The following is a 15,127-nucleotide window of genomic DNA, read 5'->3' as shown; positions in this document are numbered from 1 at the left end:
CGCGTTCTCAGTTCCATGCTAGATCCTCGCGAGGTTCAACACGTTTCCTCAGCGCATAACGAGGGTAAACGCGGTGTCAGTCAGGGGGAGGCCGTGGAAGCCCAGCAGCTCGGGCAGCGCGTGACGTACGGGCAGCTCAGGCATCATGCGTCCGGGACACCTGCGGTGGCGGAGGGGAGGCCCTGCGGGGGCGCGCCGGTGAGCGCGGCCGCGAGGACGGCGTCGAGGAGGCCCGGGAAGCGGGCGTCGAGGTCGTCGCGGCGCAGGCGCATGAACTTCAGCCGCCCGACCTGCCGGGTCATCACCACGCCGGCCTCGCGCAGCGTGCGGTAGTGGTGCGAGGCCGTGGACTTGTGCACGCCGAGCTCCTCGCCCACGTTCGAGCAGGTCTGCTCCACCTGTACGGCGAGCCGGACGACGATCTCCATGCGCACGGGGTCGGACAGGGCCCGGAGAACCTCGGTGAGCTGGATGGACTCCGTCGCCGGATGCGGTAGCAGGCGCATGCTCAGACCCTATCTCCGTTTAATCGTTTGACAATGATAAAACTATGCGACAGTTTGATGGTCCTCCAACTGTTGCGTACGGAGGAAGATGTGACCACGCGGCTCTACCCCTTGGCGCTGGGCAACTTCGCCGTCGGCACCGGCATGTTCGTGACCGCCGGGCTGCTGCCGCCGATCTCCCGTGACCTCGCCGTCTCCACCTCGGCCGCCGGGCAGCTCATGACCGTGTTCGCTCTGGCCTATGCAGTTCTGTCGCCCGTGCTCGCCGCCGTGACGGCCCGGATGTCGCGCCGGAGGCTCCTCCTCGTCGCGCTGGCCGTCATCGTGGCGGGCAACGCCTTGACGGCTCTCGCCCCCACGTACCCGCTGGTCATGGCGACCCGGGTGGTCGCCGCGGCGGGGGCGGCCATGTTCACGCCCACGGCGTCGGGTGTGGCGACGGCGCTGAGCTCGCCCGAGCGCCGGGGCCGGGCCCTCGCGCTGGTGATGGGCGGGCTGACCATCGCCTCGGCGATCGGCGTTCCGCTCGGCACCTGGCTGGGCGGCGCCGCGGGCTGGCGGGCCACGATGTGGCTGGTGGTCGGAATGGGCGTCGTCGGGTTCGCGGGCGTGGCGGCCGTCGTGCCCGACGTGCGGGTGCCCACCTCCGGCCGGCTCGCCGAGCGGCTCGCGCCACTGGCCGACCGGCGGATGCTCGCGGTGCTGGTCACCCAGCTCCTCTTCTTCGCCGCCGGATTCACCGCCTACGTCTACATCGGCTCGCTGTTCGACCTGCCGCTGCCCGCCGTCCTCTGGGCGTGGGGTGTGGGCGGCGTCGTGGGCAACCAGCTCGGCGGGCGGCTGACCGACGCGTACGGGCCGCGCCGGATGGTACTGGGCGGCCTGGCCGCCTCCACCGTGGCGCTCGGGCTCATCCCCGTCGCCAACCTCGCCCTGCCCGTCGCGCTGGTGTGGGCGTTCCTGTGGGGCGTGCTCGGCTGGATGATCGCCCCCGCGCAGCAGTACCGGACCGTCGCCGTCGTGCCCGGCAACGTGCCGATCGGTCTCGGCCTGCTCGCCTCCGCCCAGTACTTCGGGCTGTTCGTGGCGGGCGTCACGGGCGGGCTCGCCCTCGACTGGTACGGCCGGGCGGGCGTGATCATCCTCGCCACCGCGATCGGCCTGGTGGCGGTGCTGTTCACGCTGGCGACCTATCGGCCTGTCGCCCGGTCCGTCGAGGATGATCGAGAATTGCGGGGTGTCCGAACCGCAGACCGACCCGCGTGACGAGCCCGCCCCCTTCGGAGCCGTCGTCCTCCTGACCGTCGCCTCGGCCGTGGCCGTCATGGTCCTCACCAGCCTGCTCGACGAGCCGCCCGGCCTCAAACTGCTGCTGTTCGGGCCGATCGCGCTGGTCGTGTTCGAGGTGATGGTCCACGAGGTGTGGTGGCAGCGCTGGTGGGGCGCGGTGCCCGGGGCGGTGCTGGGGCTGACGCTCTACTCCGAGGGCCGCGAGGCGCTGGGCGGCATCGTGGGCGACGCCTGGGCCCATCCGATCGCGTACGTCGCGGCCTGGGCCCTGTTCGCCGCCGTCTTCGCCCTGGCCAGCCGCTACCCGCGCACCCTGAGCGCCTAGGGCCGTCAGCCCTGGGCGGGGATCAGGCCAAACGCGACCGCGAGGATCACGAACAGGCCGAGCGCGATCCGGTAGACGACGAAGCCGGTGAAGCGGTGCTTGCTGATGTAGCGCAGGAACCACGCCACCGCCGCGTAGCCGACGACGAACGAGATGAGCGTGGCCAGGATCGTCGGCCCCCAGGCCGGCGCCTGCCCCTCGCCGATCTCGCGCAGCTCCAGCAGGCCCGACGACAGCACGGCCGGGATGGCGAGCAGGAAGGAGTACTTCGCGGCGTCCTCGCGGCGGTAGTCGAGCAGGAGGCCCGCCGTGATGGTGCCGCCGGAGCGGGAGACACCCGGGATGAGCGCGAGCGCCTGGGCGAAGCCGTACACGACGGCGTGCGGGAAGCTGAGGTGTTTCTGCAGCGTGAGCTTGTTGCGTGCGGTGCGGTCGGCCCACCACAGGATGATGGCGAAGACCACCAGCGTGGTGCCCACGATGCGAAGATCGCGGAAGACCGTCTCGATCTGGTCCTTGAACAGCAGGCCGAGCACGCCGATGGGCAGGCTGCCCACGATGACGTACCAGCCCATGCGGGCCGCGTGGTGGGAGCGCAGCGCGGGCCTGAACAGGGACCGGGTCCAGATGGAGACGATCTCCCAGATCTCGTGCCGGAAGTAGATCAGCACGGCCGCCTCCGTGCCGAGCTGGATCACCGCCGTGAAGGCGGCGCCGGGGTCCTGCCAGCCGAAGAACGCCGACACCACCCGGATGTGGGCGCTGGAGGAGATGGGCAGGAACTCGGTCAGCCCCTGGAGGAGGCCCAGTACCACCGCTTCGAACCAGCCGATCACCGGAGCACCTTTCCAAAGCCGCGAGAGTGACGAGGTGAGGCTAGCGGATGCGGGGACCGGGCAACTGCTCGCGTAGGGCGGTGAGCTGGTGGGAGTGTTCGGCGGAGCGGGTCACCCGCGCGGGTCGCGGGCCCACTCGCGGGCGAAGGCGGCGAAGTCGCGCGCGGGCCGGCCGAGCGCCTCACGCACCCCGTCCACCACGTACGCGTTGCGCCCGTCGAGCACCTCGGCGAACAGCGCGTTCAGCATCTCGATGTCCTCCGCGGGCACGCCCGCCGCGGCGGCGCCCGCGGCGAACTCCTCGGGCTTGACCGGCACGTACTCCACCGGCCTGCCCAGCGCGGCCGACAGCTCGGCGGCGGCGTCCGCGAACGTCAGCAGCCGCGGCCCGGTCAGCTCGTAGACCCGTCCGGCGTGCCCGTCCCGGGTGAGCGCCGCGACGGCCACGTCCGCGATGTCGTCGGCGTCCACGAACGGCTCGGCCACGTCCCCGGCCGGCAGCGCGATGACGCCCGCCTGGACCGCGTCCAGCAGGTAGCCCTCGTTGAAGTTCTGCATGAACCAGGCGCAGCGGACGATCGTCCACTCCAGTCCCGACTCCTGGACGATGCGCTCGCACGCCTGGGCCTCCGGCTCACCCCGGCCGGACAGCAGCACCATCCGCCGGACGCCGCTCTCGACCGCGAGCTCGGTGAGCGCCCGGATGTCCGCCTGCGACCCGGGCACGGCCAGGTCGGGGTAGTAGGTCACGTACATCGACTCGGCGCCCTGGAGGGCGGCCGGCCAGCCGTCGAGGTCGGCCCAGTCGAAGGCCGGCGAGGAGGAGCGGGACCCGGACCGCACGGGACGGCCGAGAGCGGTGAGCCTGTCGATCACGCGGCGGCCGGTCTTGCCGGTGCCGCCCAGCACCAAAGTTGTCATGACTCCAGTAAGCCCGGAGATCGTTGGACTCTCCATGGTTGAGAAGCGCACTTCCATATGCGATCGTCTAACCCATGGATCATCTGGCCGCGATGCTCGACGGCCCGCGCGCCCGCGGTGCCTTCCTGCTCCGCTCGCTGCTCGACCCGCCGTGGTCGCTGCGCGTGCAGGACGAGGCGCCGCTGACCCTGGCCGCGCTGGTCCGGGGCACGGCCTGGGTGGTGCCCGACGCCGGCGACCCCGTGCGGCTCTCCCCGGGCGACGTGGCCCTCATGCGCGGCCCCGACCCGTACGTCGTGGCCGACGACCCCGCCACCCCGCCGCAGATCGTCATCCACCCCGGCCAGCGCTGCACGACGCTGGACGGCGAGGCGATCTACCAGTCGATGGAGCTGGGCGTGCGGACCTGGGGCAACGACCTCGACGGCGCCACCGTGCTCATCACCGGCACCTACCAGATGGACGGCGAAATCAGCAGGCGGCTGCTGGACGCGCTGCCGTCGCTGCTCGTCCAGCCCGGCGGCCCGGTCATCGGGCTGCTCGGCGCCGAGATCGTCAGGGACGACCCCGGGCAGGAGGTGGTGCTCGACCGGCTGCTCGACCTGCTGCTCATCTCCACGCTCCGGACGTGGCTGAACGACAACGACGCCCCCGCCTGGTACCGCGCGCAGAGCGACCCCGTGGTGGGCCGGGCCCTGCGCATGATGCACAACAACCCCGCTCACCCGTGGACGGTGGCCTCGCTCGCCGCCGCGGTCGGGGTCTCGCGCGCGTCGCTGGCCAGGCGCTTCACCGACCTGGTGGGGGAGCCGCCCATGGCGTTCCTCACCGACTGGCGGCTCGCGCTGGCCGCCGACCTGCTGCGCGAGCCCGACGCCACGATCGGCGCCGTCGCCCGCAAGGTGGGCTACGGCAGTTCGTTCGCGCTCAGCGCCGCCTTCAAGCGCGTACGCGGGATCAGCCCGCAGGAGCACCGGGCCGGGGCGAGCCGATGAAGCCGCTGCTGCTCGTCGACGTGGACGGGGTGCTCAACCCGTTCCGGCGGCCCGACCCCGGCTACCGGCGCTACCGGTGCGAGATCGGCGACCAGGTCTACACCGTCCACCTCAACCCCCGGCACGGCGCCCGGCTGCTGGAGCTGGCCATCGCGACGGGCGCGGAGCTGGCCTGGGCCACCACCTGGGAGCACCACGCCAACGCGTGGATCAGCCCGCGCCTCGGCCTGCCCGAGCTGCCCGTCGTGCCCATGGGGCCGGTGCTGGGCAGCGAGGCGGGAGAGATGTTCAAGACCCCGCACGTGGCCGAGTACGTGGAGCGCAGGCCGTTCGTCTGGTTCGACGACCAGGTGCGGTGGGAGGACGAGGAGTACCTCAGAAGGCACCGGGGTCTCGACGACTTCCTGCTCGTTCCCGTGAACCCGAGAGACGGCCTGACCAGCGCGCATCTGGACACGGCCCGCCGGTGGCTGACCCTGTCAGGGTTTTCTCAGGGTCCCTGAGGGGAGAGCGAACGTCTGGTTGTCCGTTGTTCTGAATAGGTGCAACCACACGGAGGAAACAGATGTACCGCTCACGAGAGCACAGGATCCTGGCCGGCGTCTGCGGCGGTCTCGCCGACAAGTGGGGCCTGCCGCCCACGCTGGTCCGCATCCTGTGGCTGATCCTGTCGCTGCTTCCCGGCCCGATGTGGGTCTTGTACGTCGCCATGTGGATCCTCGTGCCGGAGGAGCCGAAGAAGTACTGACCGGCGGGGCGTTCTATCCTCGAACCATGAAGCTCAGGCCGCTGACCCTCATCCAGGACGAGCTGGTCGACTACGACAAGGCGATGGAGCGCATGGGCGACCTGGTCGCCGAGCGCCAGCGGGACGAGCGGCCGGACTCGCTCTGGCTGCTGAGCCACCCGTCGGTCTACACCGTGGGCCGCCGCACCCCGGCGGCCCACCTGCCCGACCCGTCGCGCGGCATCCCCGTGGTCGAGACCGGCCGCGGGGGGCAGCTCACCTACCACGGTCCGGGCCAGCTCGTCGGCTACCTCGTCGTCAAGCTGGCCGAGGACGAGGGGATCGTGGACTACGTCCGCGAGGTGGAGCTCCGGCTGGTCGCGGCGCTGGGCGCGCTCGGGCTGCCCGCCGAGCGCCGCGACACCCCGCCGGGTTCGGAGTTGCTGACGGGCGTCTGGACGAAGGCCACCGGGCGCAAGGTCGTCTCGATCGGCATGCGGCAGAGCCGCGGCGTCACCAGCCACGGCTTCGCCCTCAACGTCGACGGCGACCTGGAGCCCTGGAACTGGGCGGTGGCCTGCGGCATGCCCGACGTGGACATGACCTCGCTCAAGCGTGAGCTGGGCGAGACCACCATGGACCAGGTCCGCGCGGCCGTGGCGGCCTCCTTCGAGGCCGCCTGACCGGTTTCGCGTCAGCTGATCGGGAGTTCGTCGACGGGTTCCTCGACGGTACGGCGGGGGCCGGAGAACCAGTGGCGGGCCGACAGGACCCACCACAGGGCGATGGCGAGCAGCACGCCCCCCACCGCGAGCGGCGCGTAGTTGACCGACGTCCACGTGAAGTCCGGATCGCCCGGCACGCCCGCCGGTGAGAGCGGCATGATGAAGTACACCGACACGACGGCGATCTCCACGCAGGCGATCCAGCCCAGCACCCGGTACTTCCGGCCGAGCGTCCACGGCCCCGGCCTGAACCGGTCGCCCATCTTCAGTCGCAGCCAGATCGGGATGATGAACGCCAGGAACAGCCCGATGACCGCGATCGACACCACGGCATAGAAGGCCACCGGCGTCGTCGTGCCCGGGGGCGCGTACAGGGCGGGCAGCGTGATCAGCGCGGCCACCGCGCAGCCCGCGATGATGGCGTTGACCGGCGTGCGGTTGCGGTCCACCTTGGACCACAGCCGCCAGCCCGGCACCGCGCCGTCGCGCGAGAACGCGTACGTCATGCGCGACATCGACGTCACGCAGCTCATTCCGCAGAAGAACTGGCCGATCGTGGAGATGGCGAAGACCACGGTGGCCAGCGGCGAGGAGAGCGCGGTCTCGAAGATGGCGCCGACGAAGCCGCCCTGCTTGTTGATCTCGTCCACGTTCGTCGCGGCGAACAGGAACGACAGCAGCAGGATCCAGCCGCCGATCGCCGAGTAGAAGATCGACTGCCAGAGGCCGCGGGCCGCCGTCGTGGACGCGCCCTGGGTCTCCTCCGACACGTGCGCGCAGGCGTCGAAGCCGGTGATCGTGTACTGCGTGAGCAGGAAGCCCAGCGGCAGGACGTACAGCCAGAACGTGAAGCCGTTGGTGGTGCCGTCGCCGAAGCCCGAGTTGTTGAACTGCTCGGTGAAGACGAACGACGCGGACTGGTGGTGGTCCGGCGCGAAGACCAGGATGGCGACCACGATCGCGGCACCGGCCACGTGCCACCAGACCGAGATGTTCTGCAGCAGCGAGATGAGGCGGTGACTGTAGATGTTGATCAGCGCGTGGAGCACGAGGATGACCACGAAGAGGAGGAACGCCTGGTGCAGCGTGGCCTCCCAGGCGCCTCCCGTGAGCCGGTTGAGGGTGATGCTCAGGAAGGTCGCGCAGCCGTAGTCCACGGAGGCGGTCACCGCGATGAGCCCGATGAGGTTGAGCCATCCGGTGAACCAGCCGTGGACCGGCTTGCCCATCGTGGCGGCCCACCAGTAGATCCCGCCCGCGGTCGGATAGGCCGAGACCAACTCCGACAGGCAGAACCCGATGATGAGGATGAACACGGAGATCAGCGGCCAGCCCCACGAGATGGCGATGGGGCCGCCGTTGTTCCAGGCCTGTCCGAAGGTCGTGAAGCAGCCGGCGAGGATCGAGATGATGGAGAAGGAGATCGCGAAGTTGGAGAAACCGCTCCAGGTCCTGGCCAGCTCCTGCTTGTAGCCGAGCTCGGCCAGCCGCCTGGAATCCTCTTCAGTGGTCATGAAGTCTCCCTGTATGCGGGGGGAGTCACTGATTGGTATAGCTGTAGACCATTTCGGAGGTTAGGGCAAGGCGTTACAGATGATTTTCGGAGGGGTCAGGCGGGGAGCAGGGTCCTCAGGGCCAGGGCGGCCACCTCGCGCAGCTCCTCGCGCGTGTGTCCGCTCGCCGCCTGCACCGCGATGCCGTCGGTGACGGTGTGGACCAGCCGGGCGAGCACCGCGGGGTCGAAGCCCGGCGGCAGGTCGGGCGCCTCCTCGAAGCGCCGCCGCAGCGCCGCCTCCCCGGCCATCCGGCAGGCGATCGCCGCCTCGCGTGCCGGGGCGGAGTCGGGGCCGCAGGCATGGACGCTGTTGACGCTCAGGCAACCATGTGGCGTGCCCGTGCCGGCGGTCAGCTCGATCGCGCCCTCGACCAGGCGCTCGACCACCTCACGGACGGTCGGCGCGGCCAGGGCCTCGTCGGCGAAGGCCCCCGGGCCGCTGATGTAGCGGTCGAGCGCCTTGACGAACAGCTCCTCCTTGTTGCCGAACGCCGCGTACAGGCTGGGCCGGTTGATGCCCATGGCCCCGGTCAGGTCCGACAGCGACGTCCCCTCGTAGCCCTGCCGCCAGAACACCTCCAGGGCTCGGTCGAGCGCGACGTCGGGGTCGAAGGCGCGCGGCCTGCCCCCCGGCATGCGGTCCTCCTCGCAAGTTTTTTACCTGTCGGTACGTTACCCCCTTGCGGTCGCATCCGCCATCGCCTAGTTTCATACCGGACGATACAGAACTGAGCGGGAGGCCGGACATGATCAGAGTCGGAGTCGTCGGAGCGAGCGGCTGGGCGGCCGTGTCCCACCTGCCCGCCCTGGCCGGACTGGACGGGTACGAGGTGACGGCCGTCGCGACCACGAACGCCACCAGCGCCGGGAAGGCCGCCGCCCAGTACGGCGCGCGACTGGCGTTCGACGACGCCGGCGCGCTGGCGGCCCACCCGGACGTGGATCTGGTCGTGGTGTCCGTCAAGGCCCCCGGGCACGCCGCGGTGATCAGGGCCGCGCTGGAGGCGGGCAAGCACGTGGTGTCGGAGTGGCCGCTGACCGTGGACCCGGCCGAGGCGGACGAGCTGGCCAGGACCGCGGCGGAGGCCGGGGTGGTCCACGCCGTCAACCTGCAGGGACGTCACTCCCCGGACGCGCTCTTCGTGCGCGACCTGGTCGCGGCGGGCCGGATCGGCCGGCTGGAGTCGGCGGTCCTGGTGGCCGCGGGCGACCCGCTGGGCGGGGCCGTCATCCCGGAGGGCATGGAGTGGAGCACCGACCCCGCCGGCGGCACCACCGTCCTCACGATCATGGCCGGTCACTTCCTCGCGACGCTGGAGCGGATGACCGGCCCGCTGGTGGAGGTGTCGGCACGGCTGCCCCGCCGTTACGACGAGGTCGCCGTGGGCGACACCGGCCGGACGGTGGCCAACCGGGTGCCGAGCCAGGTGCTGATCCACGGCACGCTGGCCGGCGGCGCGACCGCCTCGGTCACCGTCCACGGGGGAAGCGGGAGCCCCGACGGGTTCCTCGTCAAGCTCGTCGGCTCCGAGGGCACGCTGACCGCCGCCCCCACCCGGCCGGGCGTGCACCTGCACTGGACCGACTGGGACATCCGCGTGGCCGGCGAGCGCGTCGAGGTGCCCGCCTCCTACCGGACCGTCCCGTTCGACCCGGCCGGCGGCCCCGTCGCCAACATCGCCGCGCTCTACCAGGACCTCGCGCGGGCCATCCGTGAGGGCCGGGCGGCCGAATCCGATTTCCACACCGCCGCGCGCCTGCACCGGCTGCTCGGGGCCGTCGAGCGCGCCGCCCTCAGCGGCGGCGCCGAGGAGGTCTCGTGAACGTTCTCGTCATCGGCGCCACCGGCTACATCGGCTCCGCCGTGGCCGCCGCCCTCACCCGTGCCGGCCACGACGTCGCCGCGCTGCGCCGCCCCGGCGGCTCCGCGCCGGCGGAAGGGCTCGGGACGGTGGCCGGAGACCTGACGGACCCGGCCTCGCTCACGCTCGCCGCCAAGGGGTTCGACCGGGTGGTTCACGCCGGGCCGCCGCTGGGCGAGCGGGCCGACCTGGCCGCCGTGGACGCCCTGCTGGCGGCCGGTTCCCCCCTCCTCCACACGACCGGCGCCGCCGTGCTGGGCGGCGGCGCCGTGGACGAGGAGAGCGCGCCCGACCCGCACCCGCTGGTCTCGTGGCGCGCCGAGGCCGAGCGGCGCGTCCTCGCCGCGGGCGGCCAGGTGGTCCGGCCCGGCCTGGTCTACGGCGACGGCGGCGGGCTCGTGCCCGGCCTGCTGGCCGCCAAGGCGGCCGAGCGGGGCGCCGGGGTGTACATCGGCGAGCCGGGCGTCCGCTGGCCGGTCGTCCACGTCCGGGACCTCGCCGAGCTGTACGTCGCCGTGCTCGCCCGGGGCGTGCCCGGCGCGGTGTGGCACGGCGTGAGCGAGACGGTGCGCCTGGACGCGATCGCCGCGGCCCTGGGCGGCGGGCGGGCCGTGTCCTGGCCGCTCGACGAGGCGCGGGCCGAGCTGGGGCCGCTCGCCGACCTGTTCACCCGCGATCAGGACGTGTCGTCCGGCAGGACGCGGCGGGCGCTCGGCTGGAGCCCCGCCCACACGTCCATGATCGAGGAGCTCAGGCGCTGAACGCGTCCACCGCCGCCTGGTTGAACGCCTTGAGGTCGTCCGGCTTGCGGCTGGTGACCAGCACGCTGCCGTTGTGGGTGTCCACCACGACCTCCCTGTCCACCCAGGTGGCTCCCGCGTTGCGCAGATCCGTCCGGAGGCTCGGCCAGGAGGTCACGGTGCGTTCGCGGACCACGTCGGCCTCCACCAGCGTCCAGGGCGCGTGGCAGATCGCGGCCACCGGCTTGCCCTCGTCGAAGAAGCCGCGGACGAACCGTACGGCCCGCTCGTCCATCCGCAGGAAGTCGGGGTTGGCCACGCCGCCCGGCAGCACCAGGCCGTCGAAGTCCGACGCGGAGACCTCGTCCACCGTGGCGTCCACCGCGTAGGTGCCCGCCTTGTCGAGGTGGTTGAACGCCTGGATCCGGCCGGAGTCGGTGGAGACCAGCTTCGGGGTGCCGCCGGCCTGCTTGACCGCCTTCCACGGCTCGGTCAGCTCCGCCTCCTCGACACCCTCAGGGGCGACGAGGAACGCGATCGTCTTGCCGTCCATCATCAGTGTCCCTTCCTCGGAGTGGGTGTCCCCACCCCCTTTCCGGGCGATCTGGATGTATGCGCCCGAGCGCGTACGCGTGGACGGCCCACGCGGCGGCGGCCCCCACGGCGTACCAGAACAGGTCGGGCGGGTTGAACGTGCTGCCCAGCACCGGCCGCAGGACCGGCGGGATGTCGGCGAGCTGGGCGAACTCGATCACCCAGCTCAGCCCGGCCGCCACGAGCGCCGCCGTGACGGGCCGGACGCGCGGGGCGACGAGCACGACGAGCGCGTAGATCAGGACCGTGTACAGCGCGTCACCCGCGTACTTGGCGAAGGCGCCGCCGGTCAGCGCCCGCACTCCCAGCCCCGCGGCGACGGTCAGGACGGCGGCCAGGAGGACGAACAGACGGGGCATCGGGCCACGATATTCGGGTTGACCCGGCTCGGTAGCATCGGACCACATGAGCGCGACCATGGTGGTGAAGGACCTCGCGGCCGGACACGGGGACCGGGTGCTGTTCTCGGGCCTCGACGTCGTCGTGGGCCCCGGCGACGTCATCGGGCTGGTGGGGGCCAACGGCGCGGGCAAGTCCACCCTGCTGCGCATGCTGGCCGGCCTCGACACCCCCGAGGAGGGCGGCGTACGCCTCAGCCCCGCCACCGCGACCGTGGGCCACCTCCCGCAGGAGCCCGAGCGCAGGGCCGGCGAGACGGTCGGCGCGTTCCTCGCCCGGCGCACCGGCGTGTCGGCGGCGCAGCGCGACCTCGACGCGGCCACACAGGCCCTGGTCGAGCAGGCCCCCGGAGCCGACGACGCCTACAGCGAGGCCCTGGAGCGCTGGCTCGCGCTCGGCGGCGCCGACCTGGAGGAGCGGGCCGAGGAGGTGGCCGCCGACCTGGGGCTCGCCGTGGACCTGGGACAGCCGATGACCTCGCTGTCCGGCGGCCAGGCGGCCCGTGCCGGGCTCGCGTCGCTGCTGCTCAGCCGGTACGACGTGTTCCTGCTGGACGAGCCGACCAACGACCTCGACCTCGACGGGCTGGACCGGCTGGAGCGGTTCGTCACGGGCCTGCGGGCCGGGACGGTGCTGGTGAGCCACGACCGCGAGTTCCTGGCCAGGACCGTCACCAAGGTCCTGGAGCTGGACCTCGCCCAGCAGCGGATCCGGCTGTACGGAGGCGGCTACCAGGCGTACCTGGAGGAGCGTGAGGTCGCCCGCAGGCAGGCCCGCGAGGACTACGAGGAGTACGCCGACACGCGCGCCCAGTTGGAGGCCCGCGCCCGCACCCAGCGCGCCTGGATGGAGAAGGGCGTGAAGAACGCCCGCCGCAAGGCCACCGACGGCGACAAGATCGGCCGCAACATGCGGGTGGAGTCGACGGAGAAGCAGGCCGCCAAGGCCCGCCAGACCGAGCGGCTGATCGAGCGCCTGGACGTCGTGGAGGAGCCGCGCAAGGAGTGGGAGCTGCGCATGGAGATCGCCGCCGCGCCCCGGTCGGGGGCGGTCGTGGCGACGCTGCGTGGCGCGGTGGCGCGGCGGGGCGCGTTCACGCTCGGGCCGGTGGATCTCGAAGTGGGCTGGGCCGAGCGTATCGCGATAACCGGCGCCAACGGGTCGGGCAAGACGACGCTGCTCGGCACCCTGCTCGGCCGGATCCCGCCGGACGAGGGCCACGCCGCGCTCGGCCCGGGCGTGGTGGTCGGCGAGGTGGACCAGGCCAGGGGGCTGTTCGAGGGGGAGGAGCCGCTGCTCGACGCGTTCTCCCGGCACGTGCCCGGCGTGGCGCCCGCCGACGTGCGGACGCTGCTGGCCAAGTTCGGGCTGCGGGCGGCGCACGTGCTGCGTCCGGCCTCGACGCTGTCGCCGGGCGAGCGCACCCGGGCCGCGCTGGCGCTGCTCCAGGCCAGGGGCGTCAACCTGCTGGTGCTGGACGAGCCGACCAACCACCTCGACCTGCCGGCGATCGAACAGCTCGAATCGGCGCTCGCCACCTACCCCGGCACGCTGCTGCTCGTCACGCACGACCGCCGGATGCTGGACGCCGTCCACGTGGATCGCCGGCTGCGGGTGGACGGGGGCAAGGTCATCCAGACCGACTGAAAATTTACACCGGATCAGGAAACGAAGATGAAACAATTTTCCGTCACTCGTTGACACCGGCTGTTCGTATGGTGTGCCTTTCTCTACACGGGAATCCCCGCCTGAAGGTGAGGCACATATGAGGAAGTGGATCGCGCGCCTGGCTGTGCTGGGCGTCGCGCTGTTAATGGCAGGTCAGGGCCAGGTGGCCCACGCCGAGGATCCCGCGGCGGGGAAGAAGGTACTCCGTGTCGGGGCCACCCAGGCCGTGGACTCGATGAACCCCTTCCTGGCGGTCCGTCTCGTCTCCACCTCGATCCACCGGTGGATGTACGGCTACCTGACGGTCCCCGACTCCAAGACCCTCCAGCCCAGCCCGGATCTCGCCGAGTCCTGGACCTCCTCCGAGGACGGTCTGACCTGGACGTTCAAGATCCGGCAGGCCAAGTGGTCCGACGGCCAGCCGATCACGGCCGACGACGCCGCCTGGACGCTCAACAAGATCATGACCGACGACGCCGCGAAGACCGCCAACGGCCCGGCCGTCGAGAACTACGAGAGCGTCACGGCCAACGGCCAGGACCTCGTCATCAAGCTGAAGGCGCCCCAGGCCTCCATCCTGGAGAACCCGATCCCGATCATGCCCAAGCACGTCTGGGAGAAGGTGACCGACCTCGCCAACTACGAGGCCGACACCTACCCGACGGTCTCCAGCGGGCCCTACGTCGCGGTCGAGCACAAGAAGGACCAGTACGTCAAGCTGAAGGCCAACCCCGACTACTGGCGGGGCAAGCCGAAGATCGACGAGCTGCAGGTCATCTTCTACGACAACCCGCAGGCCGCCATCGCCGGCCTGAAGAAGGGTGACATCGACCTCATCGGCCGCCTCGCGCCGCCGGAGTTCCAGGCCATCCAGAACGACCCGAACATCGTGGCGTGGAACAACCAGGGCCGTCGCGCCGCGTACCTCGAGATCAACCACGGCGCCACGACGACCGACAACAAGCCGGTCGGCGACGGCCACCCCGCGCTCAAGGACGTGAAGGTCCGCCAGGCGCTGCACTACGCGATCGACAAGCAGAAGCTCGTGGACGAGGTGCAGAGCGGCCTGGCCAAGCCCGCCGACGGCTCGATCGTGCCGCCCATGTACAAGGACTTCTTCTGGGAGGCCAGCGGCGACACCAAGGTCACCTACGACCCGGCCAAGGCCAACAAGATCCTCGACGACGCGGGCTACAAGAAGGGCGCCGACGGCGTCCGCACCATGCCCGACGGCAAGAAGAAGCTGGAGCTGCGCTTCACGATCCACGCCGACACCCCGATCGAGGACAAGCTCGGCGAGTACCTGACCGGCTTCTTCAAGGAGATCGGCGTCACGCTGACCACCGTGAAGCTCGACTCCAGCAAGTTCTCCGAGGAGACCGGCGTCACCGGCAACTTCGACATCGCGATCAGCGGCTGGTCCGTGAACCCCGACCCGGAGGAGGTCCTGGCCACGCACCTGTGCAGCCGGCGGCCCACCCCGGCGGGTGAGGGCGGCGGCACCGAGTCGTTCTACTGCGACCCGACCTTCGAGAAGCTCTACAAGGAGCAGCTCAAGGAGCTCGACCGCGCCAAGCGGGCCGACCTGATCAAGCAGATGCAGGAGCGCCTCTACACCGACGCCCCGATCATCGCGCTCTACTACACGAACGACCTCGAGGGCTACCGCAAGGACCGCATCACCAGCATCACCTCGATCCCCGAGGAGAACGGCCTGCTCTACGGCGGCAGCGGCTACTGGCCGTTCTACACCGTGGACACGGTCGCGGCCCCGGCCGGCGGCTCGGCCTCCGGCGGAGGCTCCAACACCGGTCTCATCCTCGGCGTGGTCGGCGGCGTGGTCGTCCTCGGACTGGTCGCGTTCCTCGTGACCAGGCGGCGCAAGGGCGTCGCGGACGAGCGCGAATGACCGCACCGCTCGAAGCAGCCGAGCCCGCCGCCCCCCGCCAGGCGGCGGCGGGGCCCCGGGGCGAAACCCCCCCCC

At 71.3% G+C, this 15,127-nt stretch carries 17 protein-coding genes; 10 read left to right on the top strand and 7 right to left on the bottom strand.

Going from position 1 to position 15,127, the window contains the following annotated elements; all coding sequences use genetic code 11:
- Positions 1–143: 143 nt before the first annotated feature.
- Positions 144–506 (bottom strand): helix-turn-helix transcriptional regulator, encoded by a 363-nt coding sequence (locus tag AB0H81_RS38680; RefSeq protein ID WP_358385426.1) that lies wholly within the window; start codon positions 504–506, stop codon positions 144–146.
- Between the two features lie 90 nt (positions 507–596).
- On the opposite strand from AB0H81_RS38680, the gene AB0H81_RS38675 reads away from it, so the two are divergent.
- Positions 597–1,772 (top strand): MFS transporter, encoded by a 1,176-nt coding sequence (locus AB0H81_RS38675; RefSeq protein WP_358385423.1) that lies wholly within the window; start codon positions 597–599, stop codon positions 1,770–1,772.
- Positions 1,744–2,121: a hypothetical protein gene (locus AB0H81_RS38670; protein WP_358385420.1), complete on the top strand. Its 378-nt coding sequence runs from the start codon at positions 1,744–1,746 to the stop codon at positions 2,119–2,121. Before AB0H81_RS38675 ends, AB0H81_RS38670 begins: the two co-directional genes overlap by 29 nt.
- Before the next feature lie 5 nt (positions 2,122–2,126).
- On the opposite strand, the gene AB0H81_RS38665 is transcribed toward AB0H81_RS38670, so the two are convergent.
- Both AB0H81_RS38665 and AB0H81_RS38660 read right to left on the bottom strand, forming a co-directional pair.
- Positions 2,127–2,957 (bottom strand): undecaprenyl-diphosphate phosphatase, encoded by an 831-nt coding sequence (locus tag AB0H81_RS38665; protein WP_358385417.1) that lies wholly within the window; start codon positions 2,955–2,957, stop codon positions 2,127–2,129.
- Between the two features lie 111 nt (positions 2,958–3,068).
- A complete protein-coding gene (locus tag AB0H81_RS38660) occupies positions 3,069–3,878 on the bottom strand; it encodes an NAD(P)H-binding protein (RefSeq protein WP_358385415.1) in 810 nt (269 codons plus the stop codon).
- A gap of 74 nt (positions 3,879–3,952) precedes the next feature.
- On the opposite strand from AB0H81_RS38660, the gene AB0H81_RS38655 reads away from it, so the two are divergent.
- The 4 genes from AB0H81_RS38655 to lipB all read left to right on the top strand — a co-directional run bounded on the left by AB0H81_RS38655 (position 3,953) and on the right by lipB (position 6,283).
- Entirely contained in the window at positions 3,953–4,873 is a 921-nt protein-coding gene (locus AB0H81_RS38655) for an AraC family transcriptional regulator (protein ID WP_358385412.1), read from the top strand.
- Complete coding sequence (locus AB0H81_RS38650; RefSeq protein ID WP_358385410.1) at positions 4,870–5,376, top strand: HAD domain-containing protein; 507 nt, start codon at positions 4,870–4,872, stop codon at positions 5,374–5,376. The genes AB0H81_RS38655 and AB0H81_RS38650 overlap by 4 nt, the downstream gene beginning before the upstream one ends.
- Positions 5,377–5,438: 62 nt before the next feature.
- Entirely contained in the window at positions 5,439–5,621 is a 183-nt protein-coding gene (locus tag AB0H81_RS38645; protein WP_358385407.1) for a PspC domain-containing protein, read from the top strand.
- 26 nt (positions 5,622–5,647) lie between these two features.
- Positions 5,648–6,283, top strand: coding sequence for a lipoyl(octanoyl) transferase LipB (gene lipB / locus AB0H81_RS38640; protein WP_358385404.1), 636 nt, complete (start codon positions 5,648–5,650; stop codon positions 6,281–6,283).
- An 11-nt stretch (positions 6,284–6,294) separates the two neighbouring features.
- Here lipB and AB0H81_RS38635 read toward each other — a convergent pair whose 3' ends face one another.
- Together AB0H81_RS38635 and AB0H81_RS38630 are read right to left on the bottom strand one after the other, a co-directional pair.
- Complete coding sequence (locus AB0H81_RS38635) at positions 6,295–7,839, bottom strand: amino acid permease (protein ID WP_358385401.1); 1,545 nt, start codon at positions 7,837–7,839, stop codon at positions 6,295–6,297.
- 95 nt (positions 7,840–7,934) lie between these two features.
- Positions 7,935–8,516, bottom strand: a complete 582-nt coding sequence (locus tag AB0H81_RS38630) for a TetR/AcrR family transcriptional regulator (RefSeq protein ID WP_358385398.1) — start codon at positions 8,514–8,516, stop codon at positions 7,935–7,937.
- A 110-nt stretch (positions 8,517–8,626) separates the two neighbouring features.
- Here AB0H81_RS38630 and AB0H81_RS38625 point away from each other — a divergent pair, with 110 nt between their 5' ends.
- Together AB0H81_RS38625 and AB0H81_RS38620 are read left to right on the top strand one after the other, a co-directional pair.
- A complete protein-coding gene (locus AB0H81_RS38625) occupies positions 8,627–9,703 on the top strand; it encodes a Gfo/Idh/MocA family oxidoreductase (RefSeq protein ID WP_358385395.1) in 1,077 nt (358 codons plus the stop codon).
- Positions 9,700–10,503, top strand: a complete 804-nt coding sequence (locus tag AB0H81_RS38620) for an NAD-dependent epimerase/dehydratase family protein (protein ID WP_358385392.1) — start codon at positions 9,700–9,702, stop codon at positions 10,501–10,503. The genes AB0H81_RS38625 and AB0H81_RS38620 overlap by 4 nt, the downstream gene beginning before the upstream one ends.
- Here AB0H81_RS38620 and AB0H81_RS38615 read toward each other — a convergent pair.
- The gene (locus AB0H81_RS38615; RefSeq protein WP_358385390.1) at positions 10,493–11,038 is read right to left on the bottom strand and encodes a type 1 glutamine amidotransferase domain-containing protein; all 546 of its coding nucleotides are present in this window, start codon (positions 11,036–11,038) and stop codon (positions 10,493–10,495) included. The genes AB0H81_RS38620 and AB0H81_RS38615 overlap by 11 nt on opposite strands.
- Positions 10,998–11,435, bottom strand: a complete 438-nt coding sequence (locus AB0H81_RS38610) for a DUF2809 domain-containing protein (protein ID WP_358385387.1) — start codon at positions 11,433–11,435, stop codon at positions 10,998–11,000. Before AB0H81_RS38610 ends, AB0H81_RS38615 begins: the two co-directional genes overlap by 41 nt.
- 46 nt (positions 11,436–11,481) lie before the next feature.
- Here AB0H81_RS38610 and AB0H81_RS38605 point away from each other — a divergent pair, with 46 nt between their 5' ends.
- Together AB0H81_RS38605 and AB0H81_RS38600 are read left to right on the top strand one after the other, a co-directional pair.
- Complete coding sequence (locus tag AB0H81_RS38605; RefSeq protein ID WP_358385384.1) at positions 11,482–13,122, top strand: ABC-F family ATP-binding cassette domain-containing protein; 1,641 nt, start codon at positions 11,482–11,484, stop codon at positions 13,120–13,122.
- A 118-nt stretch (positions 13,123–13,240) separates the two neighbouring features.
- A complete protein-coding gene (locus tag AB0H81_RS38600; RefSeq protein ID WP_358385382.1) occupies positions 13,241–15,052 on the top strand; it encodes an ABC transporter substrate-binding protein in 1,812 nt (603 codons plus the stop codon).
- The last annotated feature ends 75 nt before the right edge of the window (positions 15,053–15,127 follow it).

Source organism: Nonomuraea sp. NPDC050691 (assembly GCF_040654455.1).
GTDB lineage: Bacteria > Actinomycetota > Actinomycetes > Streptosporangiales > Streptosporangiaceae > Nonomuraea.
Note: the sequence above shows the minus strand (reverse complement) of the source record. Positions and strands in the feature narration are given on the sequence as shown.

What these genes read in the sequence shown, in the direction of transcription:
- AB0H81_RS38680 (WP_358385426.1), bottom strand. Translation starts at nt 506, where the DNA reads ATGCGCCTGCTACCGCATCCGGCGACGGAGTCCATCCAGCTCACCGAG.
- AB0H81_RS38660 (WP_358385415.1), bottom strand. Translation starts at nt 3,878, where the DNA reads ATGACAACTTTGGTGCTGGGCGGCACCGGCAAGACCGGCCGCCGCGTG.
- AB0H81_RS38655 (WP_358385412.1), top strand. Translation starts at nt 3,953, where the DNA reads ATGGATCATCTGGCCGCGATGCTCGACGGCCCGCGCGCCCGCGGTGCC.
- AB0H81_RS38650 (WP_358385410.1), top strand. Translation starts at nt 4,870, where the DNA reads ATGAAGCCGCTGCTGCTCGTCGACGTGGACGGGGTGCTCAACCCGTTC.
- AB0H81_RS38645 (WP_358385407.1), top strand. Translation starts at nt 5,439, where the DNA reads ATGTACCGCTCACGAGAGCACAGGATCCTGGCCGGCGTCTGCGGCGGT.
- lipB (WP_358385404.1), top strand. Translation starts at nt 5,648, where the DNA reads ATGAAGCTCAGGCCGCTGACCCTCATCCAGGACGAGCTGGTCGACTAC.
- AB0H81_RS38635 (WP_358385401.1), bottom strand. Translation starts at nt 7,839, where the DNA reads ATGACCACTGAAGAGGATTCCAGGCGGCTGGCCGAGCTCGGCTACAAG.
- AB0H81_RS38630 (WP_358385398.1), bottom strand. Translation starts at nt 8,516, where the DNA reads ATGCCGGGGGGCAGGCCGCGCGCCTTCGACCCCGACGTCGCGCTCGAC.
- AB0H81_RS38625 (WP_358385395.1), top strand. Translation starts at nt 8,627, where the DNA reads ATGATCAGAGTCGGAGTCGTCGGAGCGAGCGGCTGGGCGGCCGTGTCC.
- AB0H81_RS38615 (WP_358385390.1), bottom strand. Translation starts at nt 11,038, where the DNA reads ATGATGGACGGCAAGACGATCGCGTTCCTCGTCGCCCCTGAGGGTGTC.
- AB0H81_RS38610 (WP_358385387.1), bottom strand. Translation starts at nt 11,435, where the DNA reads ATGCCCCGTCTGTTCGTCCTCCTGGCCGCCGTCCTGACCGTCGCCGCG.
- AB0H81_RS38605 (WP_358385384.1), top strand. Translation starts at nt 11,482, where the DNA reads ATGAGCGCGACCATGGTGGTGAAGGACCTCGCGGCCGGACACGGGGAC.
- AB0H81_RS38600 (WP_358385382.1), top strand. Translation starts at nt 13,241, where the DNA reads ATGAGGAAGTGGATCGCGCGCCTGGCTGTGCTGGGCGTCGCGCTGTTA.